The sequence below is a fragment of the Microcoleus sp. B3-A4 genome (assembly GCF_036705385.1).
Classification (GTDB): domain Bacteria; phylum Cyanobacteriota; class Cyanobacteriia; order Cyanobacteriales; family Microcoleaceae; genus Microcoleus.
Genome location: NZ_JAUBUI010000034.1, coordinates 26,760 through 46,956, shown reverse-complemented (window position 1 = coordinate 46,956; position 20,197 = coordinate 26,760). Strand labels below are relative to the sequence as shown.

Below are 20,197 nucleotides of genomic sequence, written 5' to 3'. Positions count from 1 at the left end.
ATTAATAGCAATTTCACTCATTTCTTGCTAAAAATTTTTGGGTTTAGTTTCGTTCCACCTGCCCAACCTACTACTGAATTGTTTATTGAAGTTGCTATTAAATCGTTCCCGGTTGCATCGGTATTTGTTCCAATTTCCAAACAGTCCGTTGTCCCGAAAGCATAATTTTAGTCAAAAGCCAACAGCCAACAGTCAACAGTCAACAGTCAACAGCCAACAGTCAACAATCATGAGGACTGCAACCGGAATTTATATTACGCAATAGCATCCGAACTGGCAAGAGTCTCGAATTGCGCCAATAGCATTGCATCACCAGTATTTGGAGCTCCAAAAATTTTAGGTAACTGGCCTGTTTCAGCGAGAACTTGTCTCACTTCTCGGTTAGATACATCGGCTAGATTTTTGTTATTTAGAAGGGCATTAACCGCAGCGATACCCACACCTTGACCAACTGCCGCGTTGAATTCCACAATTCTGCCAACCGAACAAGCCAACCCTTCAAATCCAGAACAGGGACTGACCACTGCCAGGTTAGGAACGTTTTTAATTAATGCGTGGCGGATGCCAACATTAAAGATAGGGTGTTTAAAACTCAGACTTTTAAACCATCCTAGACTGTTTGCTTTCTCGCCAATACCCGGGATGCCTCCGCGGACATCAAAATGATAGCTAAATGTTGCCAGGGCTTCATTAGCAGGTACGCCACCTAACAGCATTTGTGCGCCGGTTAAAGGTTCTACAACTCCCGTCACATTGCCAGCGTGTCTGATATAAAGTTCTGAGGCATAAGTAACAGAAGTAGCCCCCAAACTCCTCAGCCAAGTTGTAACAAATAACATCTCTCTTTGCATATTAGCCGTGGGTTTGCTCCCGCTTCTAGCTAAGGCTTCCGCTTCGCTGCCGCTGACGGCAAATAAAAGCGCATTCCACGAAAGTCTGTCATTTGGAAGTATGGCTATATTTCCCTCATCTAAAATTACGCCGCTTTCACGAAAAGATAGTTTTATTCCCCTAAAGGAGTGGTAAGCTACAGACAGAGCAGGCGAACGAACATCGATGTAATCGTTACCCGCCCACAGAGTTTTGAGATTGCCTTTAGTGTCTTTCATTTCCCGCCGGAGTTCTTCTGCTAGTTGGGCATCCTTGTCCGCAGCGTACAGCAAAAATTTTTGACTCTCTGCATCGGCCAGGTTTGTGAACCGTTTTAGATACATATAATCGAATTCTTTCAGTGCTCTTGCACTGAGTCCTTGGCTTTCAAAAACTAGGGTAACTGGAAGTTCTGAATTAGGCAGACCAAATGTTTCAAATCCCTTCAGCTTTCTCACACCAGCAGCTTGAGCTAATTCGGCATTGACAGTGGCATCAATAAATTGCTTCCCGGCATAAACTACGCCTTGAGAGGTGGTTATACTGGCAATTTTTTGGCCTGCTTTAGTGACTGATTTAATTTCTACTTTGCTGAGGAGATCTGCCCCAGCTTGTACCAGCATTTCTTTCAGCGCTGCACTGGCTTTGCGGGGGTCAAGTGCAATTGCCTTAACGCCGGATTTTTGTAAGAATTCTTTATAGATTGTCGCCGGTGAACCAAAGGGATCTAACTTTAAAGATTGTTGAAGTTGTTCACTAATCTGACTTCTATCTAAATAAGCAAGACCGCCTCTTACCAAATGCCCGCCAATTCCTTCTTGCAAGCTTGCTTTCGACATCAGTAGAATTCGCGGATAACGCTTTGTTCGGCGAAGATATTCTCTGGAGGCAGAGATAACAGCTAGAACTCCTGGAACTTCATCACCAAAACAGATGACATCGTAAGAACGCACATCCATGACCATTATTTAATAACCTCTCGTGATTTTCATATTTTCGAGCTAAATTCCAATGTTTGGCGTCAAACTCTCTGTTTTTCCCAAATCTAACCCCATTTTTCCTGATTTTTGCGATAAATATTCATATATTCCTGGATGCAGAAACCGGGTTTTTTCCGGAAAATCTTTCGTTGAGGACGATCGATCTCGGTAGAAAAACCCGGTTCCTGAGCGTCCAGAGTCCGTCAGTCTGGTACTCTTGATTGTCATCAGCTCAAATTATCAGGATCTATCCCCAACTCCCGCAATCGCTGAGCTAGTCGATCGGAACGTTCAGCTAATCGATCGGCGCGCTGGGCTTCCTGTTGGGCGCGCTGCGTGGATTCTTTCACCTGTTCTTCAGGAGTCAGATAACGTTTTCCATCGGCATCATACCAATACAACCACTCCCTTGTCACCCCAGAATAACTTCCCCTTTCACAACCAATCCCCAAACCAATTTCTGGCATCCAAACTGGATTTCCTGGCTGTAATTCATACTTTCCATTGACTAACTTGTGTACTTCTAAACGAGGTTTACGACGGCGGCGGGAAGAATAAATGACGTAATAAAGCACGCCTAAAGCTTGATATTCCTCCAATTTGGTGGTGTATTCTTTGCGATAAGTTGGGGAAACTACTTCCAGCACAAAACTCGGCAGAACATTTTCATCCCACAACACGTAACTGGGACGCAATTCTTCATCATAAAACCTTTCTACACCTAAACTCAAGAAAGCATCGGGCACAATGGCAGGTTTATCCGGGTGATAATAGATACCCATATCTATGCCAAAAAACCAGTCCATGCGTTCTGACCAAAGTATGAGCAATATTGCTTTTAACAAGCCTGGTATTAGCTCTTGCAGTTCGTTATCCACAGGCGTTTCATCCGAGTCTGGTAGTTCATCGGCGGAGGGCAAGTTCCTCGGCAAGTTGTACTGTAACATTGCGGGTTTCCTCAAAACTCACTAATATTATACAGTTGATTTCTTGAGCGATAGTATTTATTGAACGAACCGCGAAGAAGCGAAGGAAGAGAAGAGAAGATGATAGGTAATTTTGACTTAGTTAATCAGAAGTAATTTTTGTAAAATATTTGCTGAGACTTACACGATCGACTAAACTATGTCTAACCAGTCGGTTCTAATGGGGAGCAGCCGTTAGAGGAAACGGGGAAAGTTCGGTGCAAGTCCGGCGCTGTCCCGCAACTGTAATGAGAGTCATGCCGCTTTCTGAGTCAGGATGCCCGCCGATGTGTTAATTTACATAGTCTCATCTGCGAGGTTCAGCGTGAAGGCCAGAAATCGAAAATTGGTCAGCTTGGGATTGATGGCTGGCTTGAGTTGTTATATTGTCCTGGGTTCGGCAACGCCCGCCGCAGCTATGCACATTTCGGAAGGTTTTTTGCCGGTGCAATGGGCTGCATTTTGGTGGATGGTGGCGTTGCCTTTTTTTGCAGTAGGTTTGCGATCGATTACTCGCATTACAAAAGAACACCCGGAACTTAAACTATTGCTTGCTTTGGCGGGTGCGTTTACTTTTGTGCTTTCAGCTTTAAAAATTCCTTCGGTAACGGGCAGTTGTTCTCACCCCACGGGTACGGGTTTGGGTGCAATTTTGTTCGGCCCTTCGGTGATGGCTGTACTGGGGGCTTTAGTTTTGTTGTTTCAAACGTTACTGTTAGCGCATGGTGGCTTGACAACGCTGGGAGCGAATATGTTTTCGATGGCGATTGTCGGCCCTGTCGCTGCCTATTTTATCTATCAATTGCTGTTGCGAACTGGTAGCCAGCGGGCGGCAATTTTTTGTGCGGCGGCTTTGGGAGATTTGCTCACTTATGTGACGACTTCGATTCAATTAGCGTTAGCTTTTCCGGCAGCTAGTGGCGGTTTTATGGCTTCGTTTCTCAAGTTTGCTGGCATCTTTGCTATTACTCAAGTACCTCTGGCTATTAGTGAGGGATTGCTGACTCTATTGGTTTGGAATTGGCTGCATTCTTACGGGAAGCCGGAGTTGGAAACTTTGAAATTATTGAGACAGGAGTCATAAGCCGTGAATCAAAAACCTACAAAAAATCACCAATCTACTTCGCGGCAAAATTGGCTTTTGGCTGGCGCTGTGATTGTTCTAGCAGCGTTTCCTCTCGTTTTTGTGCGGGGTAAATACGGCGGTTCCGATGACCAAGCTAAGAAAGCAATTACCGAAATTCAACCGGGTTATAAACCTTGGTTTAATCATTTGTTTGAGCCGGCTAGCGGAGAAATTGCCAGTCTATTGTTTGCGTCTCAAGCGGCGATGGGGGCTGGCGTAGTTGGGTACGTCATTGGGTTGTATAAAGGCCGATCGCAATCTCGGCAGCAGTCTGATAATAAATCGTCGGAATGAACCATCAGATTGATAGTCTGGCTTATACCAATCGCTTGCGCGGGTTGCCGCCATCTCACAAGTTATCATTTGCGATCGCCCTTTTAATTCTGTCTCTAGTTTCTGGGGCGATCGTCCAATTGTCGATCGCCGTTTGGTTGGCTGTCTGGATCGTCATCTATGCGGGTATTCCGGGGAAACTGTATTTGCGGTTGCTGTCGCTACCGTTGATGTTTTTGCTGACAAGTTTGCCTGCTTTGGCGATGGGTGCGGTTGCGGGCGATCGTATCCCAGCAATTCAGTGGGATATTTGGCAAGGTTGGGGCATTAGCATCGGCACTTTTTATCTGTATGTGAGTCGCACTGGAATATATCAAGTGAGCTTGCTATTTGCCCGCGCCTTCGCTTCGACAAGCTGTATGTATTTCATTCTCTTGACGGTTCCATTTACCGAAATATTGCAGATTCTCAGACAATTACGCTGTCCAGAGTTGGTCACAGAACTGCTATTACTAATGTATCGGTTTATTTTTAGCTTATTGGCGATCGCCGATGAACTTTGGATCGCCCAAAACTCGCGCTGTGGCTACCGCACTTGGAAGCGGGGAATGCAGAGTTTAAGCATTTTAATCGGGCAATTGCTTCAGCGAACTTTGGAAAACTACCGTCAAGTTTCGTTGAGTTTAGCGTCGCGTGGCTTTAATGGAGAACTGCGCGTTTGGAATTCTTACCCTTACAAACCTTCGCGAAGATATACATTTGAAGCCGTGTTTGGCTGCACAATTTTAAGCTTGTTAAGTGTCGTATTTCAACGCTAAATTTATTAGGAATATTGATATAACCCACAGTTAGGACACGGCACTGCCGTGTCCATACAATTAATCGGGCGATGGTTACATATTTCGCTGGGATGAGCGATGATTTTGAGGTAGGGAAACGGCACTGCCGTGTCCTTCGACAATTAATCGGGTGATGGTTATATTTGAGGGGAGCGATCGATTATTTTGGGGTAGGCAAATGGCACTGCCCGTCCTCCGTTACTATTTAGGGGTACGGGTTTCAACCCCTGCCCGACTAAAATAATGACTTTTATGAACTAAAGTAATGACTTTTATGAACTAAAGTAATGACTTTTATGAACTAAAGTAATGACTTTTATGAATTGACCTTACAAGAAATCTAGTGAATGATTGTAATCAAGAGATTTCTAGTAGGAATTATATTATGAACAAAGGCAAGTTCAAAAAAATACTTTGTTTTTTAATGACCTCCTTGACCGTCTTTCTGGTCACAGTCACTCAGGCACGGGCCCAAGAACTACCGTTTTACTGGGATAACATCAACGTCACAATCGACGTTCAGACCAACGGAGATATGTTAGTTACGGAAAATCAAAAATATGTGTTCACAGCCGACTACAACACTGAACGATATCGCTATATTCCTTTAGGTAAGGTAGATGAAATAAAAGATGTCACCGTTCAAGAAAACAATCAAATAATTCCGAGTAGCACGGGGATTGAAAACAATGAACTTTGGATTCGTTGGCAACATCAATTAAAAGCGCCAGAATCACATACTTTTGTCATCAAATATCGCGTGGTAGGCGGATTGCAGGTAGATGGTGAGAATACTCTAGTTTATTGGAAAGCCATTGCAGCGGGTCGCAAAGCTCCGATTAAGACGGGAAAAGTTACGGTGCAATTACCAGAAGCTTTGTCAGGGAAAGTTCTCTCGTTTACGAATTTTGGTACAGCCGCAGTTCCGCGTCAAGTAGATCCTAAAACATTTGAGTTTGTGGCAACTCAGCCTATTCAACCCCAACAAGAATTAGAAGTGCACATTGCATTTCCCCAGCAAATTCTGAATATACCTCAACCTGGTTGGCAACAAACTGGAAACCCATCTCAAACTTCTGCTGGAAAAAAAGGCTTTTTCATAGACCCCGCAACCCTTTTTTTTCTAATGTTGTTCGGACTTTTTCCAGCTTTAGGAATTATCACATCCATTGCAAATCGACGCTGCCCTGAGTGTACAAAGTTAAATCTCAAACGAACTTATAAAATTTTGATTCCTGCAACTACTAGCCGTTCAGGAAAGCAGCAAGTTACCCATCACTGCGGAAGCTGCTCTTACCATCGCGAGTACGAAGAAGTAATTCCAGTCATTAGCAATAACAGTGGCGGTGGTGGCGGTGGCGGCGGTGGCGGTGGCGGCGGTGGTGGCGGCGGTGGCGGCGGTGGCGGTGGCGGTGGTTAATATCAACGGGAGTTACGCATCACAACCTTTATAACCGGGTTTTTACCGAATCTGTGGGCTGTAAAGAAGTATTTTCGCAAAAAACCCGGTTTCTGAGCACCCGCGCCTCCAGGAATATTGTTGATAATTCCCGTATTCTCGTTAGTTTAGCGGGCCGGATTTGAATAAGGGCGATCGCACTTCCTGCCACAGCTATTACAAATATGACTTTTATGAACTTAATTAATGAATTATATGAATTGACGTGAACAGTAGTTGAATGAATAATTACAGTATCAAAATACCGAGAAAAAATCATGTATCAAGATACTAACAAAAGAAACAGCCCGCCGCCCATTGTTTTTATTATTGTCATCGGCTTAATTGGGTTGGGCGCATACAAGTTCCTTCCCGGTTTATTGAAAGCCAAAACTTCAAATACACCTACATCTACATCTACATCGACAACGAGCGCACCCGGAGCGATCGGCAATCGCATCAGTTTGGGAAATCAAATATTGGTAGCCTCCCAAACAACAGCAGCAAAACAAGCAGGAGTTCAAGCTTTTGCTGAGGGAAATTACCAAGCGGCCGCCGAATCTTTTGAGAAATCGCTGCAACAAAATCGCAACGACCCGGAAACCATTATCTATTTGAATAATGCCCGAGCCAGCAATGGTTCTTACTTGAAAATTGCTGTCAGCGTACCCATTGGTAGCAACCCCAATGTCGCCCAAGAAATCCTTCGAGGTGTCGCTCAAGCTCAGGATGAAATCAATACTAGCGGTGGCATCAACGGCGCCAAACTGCAAGTAGAAATTGTCAACGATGACAACAGTCCAGAAGTGGTCAGAGAAGTTGCAAAGACATTGACAGAAGATCGGAATATACTAGCAGTAATTGGACACAACGCTAGCAATGCGTCTCTCGAAGCTGCTCCCATATATCAGCAAGAAAAACTGGTAATGGTGACACCGACGAGCTTTGCCAATAATCTCTCAGGATTTGGCAGCTACATATTTCGGACAGTCCCCAATATTAGCGTAATGGCAGCTCCCTTAGCAGAATATGTAGTTAAAACAGAACGCCAAACTAATATTGCGGTTTGTTATGACTCCCAAGCACCGGATAACATATCCTTTAAAGATGAATTTGTTGCTTCTCTTACTGCTGCTGGTGGCAAATTAGTTCCCACTGTTTGCGACTTTTCACTTCCTTCTTTTAATGCGGAAAATGCCCTGGCCGATGCTGTCAGCAAAGGTGCACAAGGATTGATGGTAGCACCCCACATCGATCGCATTGACCGTGCGATTTCTCTGGCTCGCATGAATCGAGGCAAATTGCCACTCTACGGCAGCACTACGCTCTATACCTTTCAAACTTTAAAAGATGGGCAAAAAGACGTTGACGGGCTTGTTTTGCCCGTTCCCTGGCATCCTGAAACTAATCCCGGTAGCCGTTTCCCAGAAAATGCCCGCCAGCGTTGGGGAGGCATTGTAAATTGGCGAACAGCAATGAGTTTTGATGCGACTCAAGCTGTGATCGCTGGCTTGCGGCAAAGCAATACGCGGGAAGGATTGCAACAAGCACTCAGAAATGCGAGTTTTTCGGCAGCAGGATCGAGCGAGGATGTGAAGTTTTTGCCCACGGGCGATCGGGCTGGTAAGCCGATTTTAGTGCAAGTTAAACAAGGAGGAAGCACTGGCTATAACTTTGTTCCGCTGCGGTAAGTTTGTTAAGTGCGATCGCACTCACATCTTGCACATTCTCAATAAGTCTTTCAGGGGTGGGTTCTTCTGCCCACCCCACCAGAAAATTTCCTCTTTGTGGAACAGGCATCTTGCCTGTTTATTAGCATGATTAAAATCTAATTTTCTGTTGAATTAGCCAAATTTTCAATATAAACTAAAATGAGTAGATTAAAGGAGAGCGTTGTATATGATCGCGCCAGTTGAAACCAAAACCTACACGGCTGAGGAATATCTAGAATTGGAAATCAATTCTCAGGAGCGGCATGAATTTATCAATGGGGAGATTGTTCTGATGGCTGGCGGCACACCGGATCACAATGAAATTACCACTAATTTAGTTGTTGCGCTGAAACTGGCGTTAAAAGGGAAATCATATCGGACTTTTAGTTCGGATCAGCGGCTGTGGATTCCCCAGCTTAATAATTATACTTACCCGGATGTGATGGTGGTAGCGAAACCGATCGAGCTGCAATCTGGACGGACGGATACCATTACCAATCCTCTGCTGATTGCTGAGGTGCTGTCTAAAGGTACTAAAGCTTATGACCGCGATGAAAAGTTTGCGGCCTATCGCAGTATTCCTAGTTTTCAGGAGTATTTATTAATCGACCAATATCGGCTACGGGTTGAACAATATTCTAAAACTGAAGCGAATAAGTGGATTTTTTCGGAATATAGCTGTATGGGCGATCGGCTGAGTTTAACATCTGTTGCTGTGGAAATTTCGCTGGCCGATTTGTATGAAAATATTGAGTTTGGTGAATAGGCGGACGCTTTTTTGTCAAATATCCCAAATAGTGGTAATATCCCCGTATATCGATCGGCTCTGATGAAAAACACACATCAGACGTAAGGGGGAAAGTTCGGTGCGAATCCGGCGCTGTCCCGCAACTGTAATGAGATCGTTGGATCTCTGAGTCAGGATGCCCGCCGATTTGTTTACCTGTTGTTTTTCATCTGCGAGGTATGGATGATGGTGAGTTTATTATTTTTTAAATTATTGGATTGGGGTTTTTTAACCGCAGATATCAGCAGATAAACACAGATGAACGCTGATGTAATTCGATCTGGGTTCGGAAGCGTATATTATTTTAATGGAAAAGAAATGCGAATCGAAGATAGTGTTTGGCAGGGTAGTTTTGGCTACTGGCAAAACTTGTTTATTCACCAGAATATTTTGCCGATCGGACATACTGCTTGGAATGGCTTTTTGCATCGAGGACGGGGGTTGGTTGCTTGCAAAATCAATACTCCCATTAACGGCTATGTGAATTGGAGCGTAGATACTATAAAGTACGATCTGCAATTTATTTCCGACTTGGAGGCAACCGTTTATTTGCAACAACTAGAAATAGAGGAAAACACTGTTTCAAATTTGCTCTCTATCATTGCTAGCTACGAACCCAAGGAAGCAATTATATTTTTGTCGATCGCCAACGGTCAGATTGATATCAATTTATTGCAAAACTTGGCAATTTCTCCTGTTGAGTGCTATGAACAAGTATGCAAGCGCTGGGAAGAATTTCAACTCTGCCCGAAATCCTAAAACTTACTAAATTTTCCGAATGTCGCAGCCAAAATCCATCGAAATTTCCAAAGTAACTCGCTACCAAAATGCAGCGCTTAATTACTATTTGGGCCTGACAGATTCGCCCTACCTTCACTACGGCTATTGGGAAACCCTACCTGTGCCCGCTGACGAACTAACGATCGCACGATTGCGCCTCGCTCAGCAAGCTTATACTGTAAAACTGTTGGATGCGATCCCCAAAGGCACTCATACGATACTCGATGTGGGCTGTGGGATTGGCGGAAATGCGGCTTATTTGCTCGATCGAGGTTTTGCAGTGGAAGGGCTCGCACCCGATCCGTTTCAACAGCAGCGCTTTCTTAAGTGTACTGGCGATCGGGCAATCTTCCACCTCACGAGGTTTGAAGACTTCAAAGCAACTCATTTCTACGATCTTATTCTCTTTAGCGAAAGTAGCCAGTATATGTCGGCTGTGGATATTGCTAACGGTGCCGCCAAAATCCTCAATCAGGGTGGTTACGTTTTGCTGGCCGATATGCTGCGATCTGATGCTAATTATAAAGAGGGAATGTTCTCTAATTGTCATGTTGTTGCGGAACTTCATGCAGCATTAAAGCAGGCTGGATTCACTTTAGTAAAAAGTGAGGATATTTCCGCTCATATTTTGCCTACTATCGATTTGTATGTCGATACTTTCCGCAGGTATGGACTGAATACGATGATCTATGTTGCAGATTTAATTGCGATAACAGTTCCGCCCGTCCACAAAATTCTGCGCTGGATATTTCGCCGCTGGTTCAAGAAGTTGGTGGTTGAAGGATTGGAAGCGGGCCAACTTTTTGAGCAACATCTCTGTTATGAAATGCAACTTTGGCAGTTGTCAAAATCAGATCGAGGCTGACACAAATATAGCAATCCTAAATCCTTTTTAAATTTCTTACTCCCTCCCCTCGGGTTCGGGGAGGGTTGGGGTGGGGTAAAAAGTTTACGAATGCTACAAGGATTGCTATACAATGGAAATCGGTAATCGGTAATTGGAGGCATAGCCTCCGGGTATTTATTCCCAGGCTCTGCCTGGGAACAAGGCTATAAAAAATAAAAAATAACGAATATGTCTGAATGGATTCTCGAATTCGCTGGCACTTCCTACTCCTATCCCTGCGGTTCGCGAGTTGCAATTCAGGGTTTAAATCTAAAAGTCCCCGCTGGGAAACGGTGCGGGCTGATCGGTCAAAATGGCTGTGGCAAAACTACATTTTTTCTGTTAGCAAATGGCTTATATCAACCGCAACAGGGAATCATTAGCTGGCAAGGTGAACCCTTTCGCTACGATCGCAAATCTTTGATGCAACTGCGCCAACAAATCGGACTCGTCTTTCAAAATCCCGAACATCAATTAGTAGCTTCGACGGTAGAAGAAGATATTTCCTATGGATTGTACAATTTAGGCTTAAGAGAATCCGAAATTGCTCAACAGGTGCAGCAAGCGATCGAGCAATTCGATCTAAGCGAACTCGCCCGCGAACCAATTCACAATCTCAGTTTGGGCCAGAAAAAGCGGGTTTCCATCGCCGATATCATGGTTCTCAAGCCCAAACTGCTGCTGCTAGATGAACCTACCGCTTATCTCGATCCGCGTCACACCCGACAACTAATCGGTTTACTCCAACAAATTCACAGCGCCGGAACCACTATCCTTTTAGCAAGTCACGACCTCGATTTCATCTACCGCTGGGCAGATTGGGTGTTTGTAATGGATCGAGGAAAATTGATTTTAGAAGGAACACCGGAAAGCGTTTTTGCTCAGCGGGATGTCTTGGAACAATTGCAGCTTGGCGTACCGCTGGCGATCGAGCTTATGGAGCAAATAAGGGCGATGTTTCCAGCAGACGATCGCTCAAAAATCCCCCCTTTCGAGCAATGGCAACAACAAATTTTACAAGCACGTCGCCTGCTTTAACGAGACTTAGACCATTGATAATTGGCGTTACTGATTCACGGTATGAATCACCTTTTCGCTTGAAGTTACAAAACTCACCCTCAAGCGGGCTTATAGCAATTGCGAAATCTTGAATTCATACCTGTATCCAGCAACGCCCCGTGGGGGGAAGTTCAGATTACACATTACCAATTATCAAAAATTGATTTAGGAAAAAGGCGATCGCAGCACTGCCGATCGGCACGGTCAGATTGTCAATTCCCAGCTTGGAAACCGACTCCAAAGTAGCAGCAGCCAAAGCTACAACAGCAGACACAGCCCAAGTTTGCCAAATATTGCCTTGAACCACCAGCAAAATCCAACTGCTAACAGCAAAACTCACCAAATACATAGTTGCAGAACCTTCCCAACTCTTCTGTATTCCCCAAACTCGATAAATATGTTTGCCGTATTTCTGGCCGATGACAGCAGCCAATCCGTCGCCCCAAGTCATGACTAAAATGCCCAAAGCAGCGTATTCCTGATGTTGCAGCGGCCAAAACCAAGCCACGAGAACGCTGATACTAACAGCATAGAAAAAAGTCCCCAAACTCTTGCGGTTGATACTGTTAAGACTCGGCAAAATCGGAACTTGGTAAGAAATTAGGGCGATCGCACCTGCTAAAACCCCCGCCGAAATCCCCACCCAACCGGGTATTTCCAGCCACCACGCCAGCAAAATCACATTTCCAGTACCGATATGCACCACCTTCCGCGATACTTCAGGATCGACAGAAGTAAAGCGATTTAACCCTTCAGCTACCAGTAAAATCAAACCCAACCAGACTCCCACGAGGGAAATTTGCAACCACACAGTCGGAATTTCAGAAAATATAGACACGATATGTAGGAAAAACTTATTTACATCAGGCACTGTTTACTACTTTAGTGGAAAGCGCGATCGAGGTTATAACCCCGCAGGCTTAAAGTGCTGCGGGGAGCAGGGTGTTATGTCTTTTTAGATGGGTCTATTTAAAACCTGTGCTATGCTATAAGCAAGTCTAGGGAAAAAGCTATGACTATTTTAGTAGAAGAACTTTTGAATACCTTTGAGCGATTAACAGACTCAGAGCGGTTAGATTTGGTATTGGAAATTTTGAAACGGACTGTTTATTTAGACTTTCCTCCCCTGTCTGATGAGGATTTAGTTCTGAATGCTGAGGGACTTTTTCTAGAGTTAGATGAGGAAGAATCCCTATATGAATAGCCCCGATCGTGGTGAAATCTGGTTAGTCGTTCTAGGTTATATTGCGAAAGTCAGACCATGTTTGGTCGTGAGCATTCCTGCTCTAAATCAAGACCGGGCATTAGCGACTCTAGTGCCACATACAACAAGTCTACGCGGCTCAAGATTTGAGGTGAAAGTCAAAAATAAGTTCCTCCGAGAAGGAGTATTTGACGTACAAAATATGATTACAATCCCTCATGCAAAGCTTCTACGCAAATTGGGAAGTCTGACATCCGAGAAAATGCTCGAAGTAGAAGAGGTAATACTCTTATGGTTGGGATTTAAAGAGGAAAATGCTGAGGAAAAAGAGGAGTAAACCGAACCCTTGAAGTTTTGAGAGGCTCAGAGAATCTGATTACTATGCAGTATGTCTTAATTATTCATGAAGTAGAAAATTATGAGGCTTGGAAACAGGTATTCGATCGTGCTGAAAGCATCCGAAAAGAAGCTGGCGAGCGCTCCTATCAGGTCTTGAAGTATGACAATGAACCCAACAAAATTGTTCATTTCTCCGCGTGGACATCAATCGCAGATGCTAGGGCGTTTTTTGAGTCGCCTAGACTGGTTAAAATTAGAGAAGAAGCAGGAGTTAAAGCTCCTGAGTTTATTTATCTAGACCAATTAGAGTCAGGAGTATTGTGAAAGACCTATTTGTATAATGTAAGTTGTTCAAACTATGTGATTGTGTTTTGAGTATGTACGACGGTAGCTACTACCAGCTAATGGCTGAGTACAATTGCTGGATGAATCAAAATCTATATTCGGTCTGCTCGGCAATTCCTGATGAACAGCGCAAACAGGATATGGGTGCCTTTTTTAAGTCGATTCATGGCACTTTGAATCACTTACTGTATGGGGACAAAGCATGGATGGGTCGTTTCACTCTTCACCCATTTTCGGGTACCGTTATCGGTCAAGAACTGTATGCTGACTTTGAGGTTTTGAGAGCAGAACGGGAGACAACGGATCGGCAAATTATAGAATGGTCTAGACACCTTAATTCTGACTGGTTGAGTCAACCGTTTGAGTACACCAGCAATGTAGATGGTAAATGCCGCGTGCTACCGACTTGGGTTCTGGTGACACATATGTTCAATCACCAAACTCACCATAGAGGGCAAATTACCACACTACTCAAACAACTTGGCTACGACCCAGGCGTTACAGATATTCCGTGGCTACCCGCTATATCAATCGGATAATTTCTGGTTGTATAGCTACACGCCAGAAAACTCGGCGGTTAAAACCTCGTCTACACTTGCCCCTCGTTTCAGCAGAGGGGGACTCAAGAAAATCAAGAATTTAAACTTGTTGCGGTGGGTTTTGTCTGTATAAACGTGATTTTAACCCCCGACTTTTCAACTCTTGCCTTGTGAGTTTTGTGTGTATAGACGCGGTTTCAACCGCCGCGTATTCTGTAGAAATCCTACGCCTTCACAACTCCCCTTTTACCAACTCCCGCACCGCAGCAAAAGCCCTCCTCCGCCACTCGACGGGCAGCAGCGACAATCCCAAACCCGCCCACATTTTCGCCTCAGAAATAGACTTTCCAGCCCGCACCATCAGGCGCCCTTTTTCAGTTTCGCCCACCTCAATCAGTCGCAAACCTAGCGCTAATTGAGTTTCTGCAATCCTTTTGAGCCTGACTGTTTCCAACTTCTCCGACTCAAATTCGTAGCCGATCAAATAGCGCAATTTATCGCTTAAATACGGAATTGCCCGATCGACTCCTTGCTGTCCTGCATGAACTCGATACTCCATCAACAGCTCCGGCAAGTAATAGCATTTTTTGCCCGCAATCGCAAGTCTCACAAACAAATCGTTATCTTCGCAATTTTGCAAATTCGGCCGCAGAAATCCGACTTCTTCCAGGGCGCGGCGCCGAAACAAAGTCGCCCCTATTTGCAAACTTTGTCTGAGAAAAACTGCGGAGAGCAAATCTTCAATAATTCCAGCCGACAACTCGGTGCGGCCCCACCGCTGCGAATTCAGTTTCGTCTGGTTTTCATCAATATAATTGTTAATGTCGATCACCCAGTGATCTGTACTGACAAAATCGATGCTGGGGTCTTTATCTAAAATAGCAGATGTCCGCTCTAAAAATTGCGCGCTCAGGCGATCGTCATCGTCAAACTTGATAAAATATTCGCCCCTTGCCGCCGCAAAGCCCGATCGCATATTATTACTCTTGCCGATCTTCTGCGGGTGGCGAATGTAGCGAATCCCGCGATCGACAAATTCCGACATTAACAGTGGAGTGTTGTCAGTGGAACCGTCATCACAGATAATTAATTCAAAATCTGTATAAGTTTGATCTAGCACGCTGGCGATCGCACAAGCCAGCAGATGCACTCGATTGTAAGTAGGAATGCAAACGCTAATTTTCGGCACTAACTTAGACAATTTGAGATTTGAGATTGGAGATTACGAAAAAATTCTGAAACCATTGATTTTCTTCCTTCTTCCTTCTTCCGACTTCCATCGGACTGACATCCGTTACATCCGTTACATCCGTTACATAATCCGTTGCCGAACTTCCTTCTTCCTTCTTCCTTCACTCCACAGTTGATTTTAACTCAAACGAGCCGTACATTCGAGAATTAACTTTTGATTCACCAAAGCAAACGGTTGAATTTCCAAAGCGCGACGAAAAGCTTGAATAGCATTTATGTATTCTCCCAAGGCAGCGTAGCACAAACCTAGACCGTGCAACGCCCCAAAATGCACCGGGTTCAGTTTGAGGACGATTTGGCAGTCGTCGATCGACTTTTTATAATTTCCTTGGGTATAGTGAAGTACGGCGCGCCGGTTCCAAGCTTCAGCAAAATCCGGCGCTTCCGCAATCAGTTTCGTCAGCAAATCCAAAGCGTGGTGAACATCGCCTGCATCCAGCGAAACTTGCGATCGCCTGAGAATTTGCATCCCATAGTCACCCTTCTGGTTAAACCAAGTGCGCCAGAGTTCAGTAGTTGCCCGATCGCGCACGCTTTCGTCGGACTTTTTCAAGTCTTCGAGCAGCGCCTTAACAGATAATTCGTCCATAGGTGCGAAGATTGTTAAAAAGATTTAATCAATCAATTTTATCGCGCAAGCGGCAACTTTATTTATTCCACATCCCATGAAGATTTTGATGCTTTCCTCGACTTTTCCCTATCCGCCAAGCCGCGGAGGAACTCAGGTGAGGACGTTTAATTTATTACAATACTTGAGCCAGCGGCATGAGGTAATTCTCGGCACTGTACGATCGCCCGATGTCACCGATGCACAAATCGACACATTGCGCCAGCAAGTCACAGAATTAGCAGTTTTTCCCAACCCGCAAGCACCCCCCCAACCCCCCCTTGCCAAGGGGGGGCTAAGACTCGATCCAGAACCCGATGGCGATTTTTTGCCTCCCCCCCTTAATAAGGGGGGAACTGAGGGGGAGTTCTCTAAAATAATAGGAAAATTCCACAGATTTGGTCGATTTTTGCAGTCGGGTACACCTCCCAACGTACTCTCAAACTACTCCCAAGCAATGCAGAATTGGGCAGACGAATTAGTAACAGCAGGCAAATGCGATGCTGTCACCTGCGAGCACAGCGTTAACGAGATTTACGTGCGTCCCGAATGGCGGCAAAAACTGCTGACAGTGGCAAACATTCACAGTTCCGTTTGGGGAACTTGCAGGGAAATGTTAGCAACCGGCACCTCGGAAAAACCCCTGCGCGATCGACTAAATTTACCGCTACTTGCCCGCTACGAAAAACGCTACTGTTCCAAATTCTCCCGCATTGTTGCGACCACATCCACAGACAGAGAGCAACTCCTAGAATTACTGTTGTCTCCGGTTCAGGTGCGAGGAAAACAAGATTTTTTTGTACCTTCCGTAGATGTAATTCCTAACGGCGTAGATTTAACTCAATTTCCGTATCGGTCGATCGATCCGGGAGGACACACCTTAATTTTTGCAGGCGCAATGAACAATTTGCCCAATATTGACGCGGCGCGGTTTCTCAGTTTGCAAATACTGCCGCATTTGCAGCAGCGCTATCCTGATGTCACCCTCACCCTAGTCGGGGCTTCGCCAGTGCCGGAAGTGCTCGCCTTGGGGAAACTTCCCGGAATTCAAGTAGTAGGCCGGGTGCAAAGGGTGGCAGAATATTTGCATCAAGCTGCTGTTTGTGTGGTGCCGATGCGGATTGGTTTTGGGATTAAAAATAAAACTTTGGAGGCGATGGCTGCGGGAACCCCCGTCGTTGCCAGCGATCGAGGTTTGGAGGGTTTAGCCGTCGATGGCGGCCCACAACTGATAAGGGCCTTGCGGGCGAACAAAGTTCAGGAGTATGTTGAGACGATCGCCAGTTTGTTTGAAAATCAGCAGCTAAGACAGGAGCTCTCTGTCAGGGCTCGATCGCTCGTGGAAAGCCAATACACTTGGGATATCATAGGTCGGCAGTACGATCGGCTATTGCAATTTTAAACTCTAAATTCTAAAATCTAAATTCTAAAATGGCATGATGGAACACAAAATTAACCCCTCAAAAAATCGAGCCAAACCCCCAGAAACTCGCCAAGTTGCTCCTCCTCCGACAAGACGGCGGCGCCAAACCCGACGCCCCAAAAATCTTCAAGAGTCCCAGCTTCCAATACCTACTCCCCGAACTCGCGCCAGATATCCCTGGAAAAGACTGATAGCTAATTTGACAGCCCTCAGCATCTTGGGTGGCTGTACAGCTTTGATGGGAGGCGGCGCTTGGCTGAGTTATCAGCTAATTGTCGATCCCAATGGCAACAGGTTGATCTCTCAGTTTGTGCCGGAATGGTCGCGCCTGCCTACAGGTAGCAGAGATTCGATCCAAACTCTCGATCAAATCAAAGCCAGCGTCCGCAAATTGGGATTCGTAACCGGAGAACCCCTGCCGCTTCCCGTCGATCAATCCCGCGATAATTCTATTTCCGATTTGCTATTGCCGGTGATGGTAGAAAGAACTGTTAAGGCTTCTACTGTTTGCAAAAATCCTTGCCGTCAAATTGTCGAACTTCGGGTGTACAAGCGAGTGCAACTTCCCGATCGCAGTTCCGATAAAGAGCAGTATTTTCAGTTAGCAAGTTCTGTGAATGTAGAAGGCCCTGCGGAATCTTTTGTCATTGCTTCTTTAGCTGACTCTACATCTGACAATCAAGCCTCGAATCAGTCGTTACCCCTAACAGAACTGCGCCGCTTTGACGGAAAGCCCCCCGCATCAGGCATTTGGTTTAATGTTAGCGGTAAACTAATGCGGGGCGACAGGAAAATTCCCTACGGACAAGTCGTTCGCTACAACCCCAGCCAAAATCATTTAATGCCGCTGTTGGAGTGGGCGAGTGCGGCCGGACAACCGCCGAATTGGCAGCAAATTGTTAAGGGCGAAAACCCCCAGTTGGCGATCGACCAAACAGTTGGTTTAGAGCCACAATTTACCCTTTATCAAATTGGCCCGCGCAAATTTTTGCCGAACCCCGTTCAGTTAACGGCGATTTCTTTAGAAGAAATTGCTTTCAATGACGAGACTTACAAAAATGGGCTGCGACTCGCGAAAAGCGGGCTGTGGTCTCCAGCATTAAATGTTATGCGTGTGGCGAAGGGGAAAGCTGGCAAAAATTGGCCAGCAGTCGCGCAAGCTCAGCTAGAAACGATCGAATTTCACGCTAAAATTACTCGGGCTCAGGCGATCGCATCTTGGGCCAGTCCCGGTCAACAAGTTCTCGCAGAATTGATCGACGGCCGCTGGACTGAAGCTTTGCAAGTATTTGAAGCCGATCCGAGTAACAGTCACGAAATAGCCACAACCCTCAAAAATGACGGCGGGCGGATCTGGAACCGCATAGACGCCGCCTTGAGAGTGAATGCCGCTGACGCCGATGTCAAGGCTTGGGGCGCCCTGATTGTAGCTTCTCAAGACGGAACTCGCGAGGCGATGAATTGGCTCGACCAGCAATCAGATACTGACAGCGAAACCAGAAGTCGAATTCGGAATTTGGTCAACAAACTTGAGGAAGCAGTTTCTCAGGCTGAAAATCTAGAAGACCACAAAAGTCAAATTATGGGTTCTGCTACTTTAATTAACAGTGTCAATCCCGCTGAGTGGCTGGAACCAGAACCGAACAATGAGTTAAAATTGGCGGGAGAACAAGTTTGGTATCAGGTGCAGGTAGCGAGTTTTTACGACGGTAGCCGTTGGGTTAATTCGCCTTTTTCTGATGTAGAAGTGCGCTCTTTTCCTGCTACTCAAGTCAAGTGGCTGTGGGGGCGGCTGGGATTGCAGGCTGACCCCAAGATTAAGATTGAGGTAGCGATGGCTAACGGTCAACAAAGAGTTGCTGTGGGAACGGTGAAAGCAGTGCAGGTTCAAGATGGAAGTCTGCGTTTGCTGGCGGCGGTTGACAAGCGATCGTAATCTGGCAGAAAGCATTCGGCAGATAGAACAGTCCCGGAGGCACTCTTGATATCAAATCCGGCTGCGCCGGAATGAGATCAAATCCGCGCTTCATCGTCGGGCGTAAAGTCGAATGAAGCTGCCAACAAATATCAACGCAATTTTCAGTTTTTTGACTCACAGTCAACAGTTAACAGTCAACAGTCAACCATCATGAGGAGTGCAACCGGAATCGATATGACACAAAGAAACCGGGTTTTTTTACCATTTCTGCCGATTGCAACAGAAGTATTTTCGTAAAAAAACCCGGCTTCCTTCCATCTGTACGTCCAAAACTAGGAAAAAGGAAAATTCTTTCTTTTGCGCCTCCGGTAACTCCGAAAGCAGCGCAATCTCAAAACTCTTCCCCTCCCCACTTATCGCTCTCGGACAAGAATGCACACAAAAATTTTGTTAATCTAATTAACACCACTGGCGCACAAAAAACCCAGAGATGTCAAATCGCGCCCTTTTTAGAGAGTGCTGCAATCATCTGCCGTTTCACGGCCTTAGCCCAAAGCTCAAACTCCAAACTGTTGATATTCTGAATTTTCACTTCCTCAACAGAGTGAGTTGGGGCTTCTTTCTGTGCTGTAGTCTCCATTCTTTTTTCCTCGTCCAAGAATTGTTAGTAGTCGATCGCAAACGGTTAGGATCATACATCTATTTTATGAACTAACCGTTGGCAATTAATTACACTAAAGGCAGAGATTTTCCCCATAAGATGCAGTAAATACATTGAGATAATGCGATTTAGGAATTTAATGTAAAAAAAATCCTACAACCCTTGCTATATATAGGCTTTTCCTGACATTAAAAT

General features: G+C 45.3%; 21 protein-coding genes and 2 riboswitches. Of the genes, 15 read left to right on the top strand and 6 right to left on the bottom strand.

Annotation, left to right across the window (positions count from 1 at the left end; genetic code table 11):
- Window positions 1–254: 254 nt before the first annotated feature.
- Window positions 255–1,829: an FAD-dependent oxidoreductase gene (locus QUB33_RS15540; protein ID WP_333351485.1), complete on the bottom strand. Its 1,575-nt coding sequence runs from the start codon at window positions 1,827–1,829 to the stop codon at window positions 255–257.
- A 248-nt stretch (window positions 1,830–2,077) separates the two neighbouring features.
- Complete coding sequence (locus tag QUB33_RS15535) at window positions 2,078–2,797, bottom strand: Uma2 family endonuclease (RefSeq protein WP_333351484.1); 720 nt, start codon at window positions 2,795–2,797, stop codon at window positions 2,078–2,080.
- A gap of 174 nt (window positions 2,798–2,971) precedes the next feature.
- Window positions 2,972–3,118, top strand: a riboswitch (cobalamin riboswitch).
- Between the two features lie 61 nt (window positions 3,119–3,179).
- Between QUB33_RS15535 and QUB33_RS15530 the strand changes: the two genes are divergently transcribed.
- The 9 genes from QUB33_RS15530 to QUB33_RS15490 all read left to right on the top strand — a co-directional run bounded on the left by QUB33_RS15530 (window position 3,180) and on the right by QUB33_RS15490 (window position 11,694).
- Window positions 3,180–3,899, top strand: a complete 720-nt coding sequence (locus tag QUB33_RS15530) for an energy-coupling factor ABC transporter permease (protein ID WP_333351502.1) — start codon at window positions 3,180–3,182, stop codon at window positions 3,897–3,899.
- 3 nt (window positions 3,900–3,902) lie between these two features.
- Window positions 3,903–4,235, top strand: a complete 333-nt coding sequence (locus tag QUB33_RS15525; protein WP_333047089.1) for an energy-coupling factor ABC transporter substrate-binding protein — start codon at window positions 3,903–3,905, stop codon at window positions 4,233–4,235.
- Window positions 4,232–5,032 (top strand): cobalt ECF transporter T component CbiQ, encoded by an 801-nt coding sequence (gene cbiQ / locus QUB33_RS15520; RefSeq protein WP_333351483.1) that lies wholly within the window; start codon window positions 4,232–4,234, stop codon window positions 5,030–5,032. Before QUB33_RS15525 ends, cbiQ begins: the two co-directional genes overlap by 4 nt.
- 406 nt (window positions 5,033–5,438) lie before the next feature.
- Window positions 5,439–6,473, top strand: a complete 1,035-nt coding sequence (locus QUB33_RS15515; RefSeq protein WP_333351482.1) for a DUF2207 domain-containing protein — start codon at window positions 5,439–5,441, stop codon at window positions 6,471–6,473.
- A 296-nt stretch (window positions 6,474–6,769) separates the two neighbouring features.
- Window positions 6,770–8,182 (top strand): ABC transporter substrate-binding protein, encoded by a 1,413-nt coding sequence (locus QUB33_RS15510; protein ID WP_333351481.1) that lies wholly within the window; start codon window positions 6,770–6,772, stop codon window positions 8,180–8,182.
- 208 nt (window positions 8,183–8,390) lie between these two features.
- A complete protein-coding gene (locus QUB33_RS15505) occupies window positions 8,391–8,969 on the top strand; it encodes a Uma2 family endonuclease (RefSeq protein ID WP_333351480.1) in 579 nt (192 codons plus the stop codon).
- Window positions 8,970–9,007: 38 nt separating this feature from the next.
- Window positions 9,008–9,152, top strand: a riboswitch (cobalamin riboswitch).
- A gap of 156 nt (window positions 9,153–9,308) precedes the next feature.
- Entirely contained in the window at window positions 9,309–9,749 is a 441-nt protein-coding gene (locus QUB33_RS15500) for a hypothetical protein (RefSeq protein ID WP_333351479.1), read from the top strand.
- 19 nt (window positions 9,750–9,768) lie between these two features.
- Window positions 9,769–10,635 (top strand): methyltransferase domain-containing protein, encoded by an 867-nt coding sequence (locus QUB33_RS15495; RefSeq protein WP_333351478.1) that lies wholly within the window; start codon window positions 9,769–9,771, stop codon window positions 10,633–10,635.
- A gap of 210 nt (window positions 10,636–10,845) precedes the next feature.
- Window positions 10,846–11,694 carry an ABC transporter ATP-binding protein gene (locus tag QUB33_RS15490; protein ID WP_333351477.1) on the top strand — a complete coding sequence of 283 codons (849 nt, stop codon included), beginning with the start codon at window positions 10,846–10,848 and terminating at the stop codon, window positions 11,692–11,694.
- A gap of 157 nt (window positions 11,695–11,851) precedes the next feature.
- Here QUB33_RS15490 and QUB33_RS15485 read toward each other — a convergent pair whose 3' ends face one another.
- Window positions 11,852–12,553, bottom strand: a complete 702-nt coding sequence (locus QUB33_RS15485; RefSeq protein ID WP_445299526.1) for a diacylglycerol/polyprenol kinase family protein — start codon at window positions 12,551–12,553, stop codon at window positions 11,852–11,854.
- 174 nt (window positions 12,554–12,727) lie between these two features.
- Here QUB33_RS15485 and QUB33_RS15480 point away from each other — a divergent pair, with 174 nt between their 5' ends.
- From QUB33_RS15480 to QUB33_RS15465, 4 genes are read left to right on the top strand one after another with little or no spacing between them, the layout of a single operon-like run.
- Window positions 12,728–12,919, top strand: a complete 192-nt coding sequence (locus QUB33_RS15480) for a hypothetical protein (RefSeq protein WP_333041173.1) — start codon at window positions 12,728–12,730, stop codon at window positions 12,917–12,919.
- Complete coding sequence (locus tag QUB33_RS15475; RefSeq protein WP_333351476.1) at window positions 12,912–13,256, top strand: type II toxin-antitoxin system PemK/MazF family toxin; 345 nt, start codon at window positions 12,912–12,914, stop codon at window positions 13,254–13,256. The genes QUB33_RS15480 and QUB33_RS15475 overlap by 8 nt, the downstream gene beginning before the upstream one ends.
- Before the next feature lie 44 nt (window positions 13,257–13,300).
- Window positions 13,301–13,582 carry an antibiotic biosynthesis monooxygenase gene (locus QUB33_RS15470; RefSeq protein ID WP_190733824.1) on the top strand — a complete coding sequence of 94 codons (282 nt, stop codon included), beginning with the start codon at window positions 13,301–13,303 and terminating at the stop codon, window positions 13,580–13,582.
- Window positions 13,583–13,635: 53 nt separating this feature from the next.
- A complete protein-coding gene (locus QUB33_RS15465) occupies window positions 13,636–14,142 on the top strand; it encodes a DinB family protein (protein WP_190656062.1) in 507 nt (168 codons plus the stop codon).
- A 232-nt stretch (window positions 14,143–14,374) separates the two neighbouring features.
- Here the strand turns inward: QUB33_RS15465 and QUB33_RS15460 are convergent, their stop codons facing one another.
- Together QUB33_RS15460 and QUB33_RS15455 are read right to left on the bottom strand one after the other, a co-directional pair.
- The gene (locus QUB33_RS15460; RefSeq protein WP_333351500.1) at window positions 14,375–15,331 is read right to left on the bottom strand and encodes a glycosyltransferase; all 957 of its coding nucleotides are present in this window, start codon (window positions 15,329–15,331) and stop codon (window positions 14,375–14,377) included.
- 180 nt (window positions 15,332–15,511) lie between these two features.
- Window positions 15,512–15,982: a tetratricopeptide repeat protein gene (locus QUB33_RS15455; protein ID WP_333351475.1), complete on the bottom strand. Its 471-nt coding sequence runs from the start codon at window positions 15,980–15,982 to the stop codon at window positions 15,512–15,514.
- Window positions 15,983–16,058: 76 nt separating this feature from the next.
- Between QUB33_RS15455 and QUB33_RS15450 the strand changes: the two genes are divergently transcribed.
- Window positions 16,059–17,402 carry a glycosyltransferase family 4 protein gene (locus QUB33_RS15450; RefSeq protein ID WP_333351474.1) on the top strand — a complete coding sequence of 448 codons (1,344 nt, stop codon included), beginning with the start codon at window positions 16,059–16,061 and terminating at the stop codon, window positions 17,400–17,402.
- Window positions 17,403–17,436: 34 nt separating this feature from the next.
- Complete coding sequence (locus QUB33_RS15445; RefSeq protein ID WP_333147075.1) at window positions 17,437–19,359, top strand: hypothetical protein; 1,923 nt, start codon at window positions 17,437–17,439, stop codon at window positions 19,357–19,359.
- A gap of 475 nt (window positions 19,360–19,834) precedes the next feature.
- Here QUB33_RS15445 and QUB33_RS15440 read toward each other — a convergent pair whose 3' ends face one another.
- A complete protein-coding gene (locus QUB33_RS15440; RefSeq protein ID WP_333147073.1) occupies window positions 19,835–19,981 on the bottom strand; it encodes a hypothetical protein in 147 nt (48 codons plus the stop codon).
- Window positions 19,982–20,197: the final 216 nt, after the last annotated feature.

Coding starts and splice junctions, on each gene's coding strand:
- QUB33_RS15450 (WP_333351474.1), top strand. CDS start 16,059: ATGAAGATTTTGATGCTTTCCTCGACTTTTCCCTATCCGCCAAGCCGC.
- QUB33_RS15470 (WP_190733824.1), top strand. CDS start 13,301: ATGCAGTATGTCTTAATTATTCATGAAGTAGAAAATTATGAGGCTTGG.
- QUB33_RS15500 (WP_333351479.1), top strand. CDS start 9,309: ATGCGAATCGAAGATAGTGTTTGGCAGGGTAGTTTTGGCTACTGGCAA.
- QUB33_RS15475 (WP_333351476.1), top strand. CDS start 12,912: ATGAATAGCCCCGATCGTGGTGAAATCTGGTTAGTCGTTCTAGGTTAT.
- QUB33_RS15510 (WP_333351481.1), top strand. CDS start 6,770: ATGTATCAAGATACTAACAAAAGAAACAGCCCGCCGCCCATTGTTTTT.
- QUB33_RS15495 (WP_333351478.1), top strand. CDS start 9,769: ATGTCGCAGCCAAAATCCATCGAAATTTCCAAAGTAACTCGCTACCAA.
- QUB33_RS15455 (WP_333351475.1), bottom strand. CDS start 15,982: ATGGACGAATTATCTGTTAAGGCGCTGCTCGAAGACTTGAAAAAGTCC.
- QUB33_RS15465 (WP_190656062.1), top strand. CDS start 13,636: ATGTACGACGGTAGCTACTACCAGCTAATGGCTGAGTACAATTGCTGG.
- QUB33_RS15480 (WP_333041173.1), top strand. CDS start 12,728: ATGACTATTTTAGTAGAAGAACTTTTGAATACCTTTGAGCGATTAACA.
- QUB33_RS15530 (WP_333351502.1), top strand. CDS start 3,180: ATGGCTGGCTTGAGTTGTTATATTGTCCTGGGTTCGGCAACGCCCGCC.
- QUB33_RS15535 (WP_333351484.1), bottom strand. CDS start 2,797: ATGTTACAGTACAACTTGCCGAGGAACTTGCCCTCCGCCGATGAACTA.
- cbiQ (WP_333351483.1), top strand. CDS start 4,232: ATGAACCATCAGATTGATAGTCTGGCTTATACCAATCGCTTGCGCGGG.
- QUB33_RS15505 (WP_333351480.1), top strand. CDS start 8,391: ATGATCGCGCCAGTTGAAACCAAAACCTACACGGCTGAGGAATATCTA.
- QUB33_RS15440 (WP_333147073.1), bottom strand. CDS start 19,981: ATGGAGACTACAGCACAGAAAGAAGCCCCAACTCACTCTGTTGAGGAA.
- QUB33_RS15540 (WP_333351485.1), bottom strand. CDS start 1,829: ATGGATGTGCGTTCTTACGATGTCATCTGTTTTGGTGATGAAGTTCCA.
- QUB33_RS15515 (WP_333351482.1), top strand. CDS start 5,439: ATGAACAAAGGCAAGTTCAAAAAAATACTTTGTTTTTTAATGACCTCC.
- QUB33_RS15490 (WP_333351477.1), top strand. CDS start 10,846: ATGTCTGAATGGATTCTCGAATTCGCTGGCACTTCCTACTCCTATCCC.
- QUB33_RS15445 (WP_333147075.1), top strand. CDS start 17,437: ATGATGGAACACAAAATTAACCCCTCAAAAAATCGAGCCAAACCCCCA.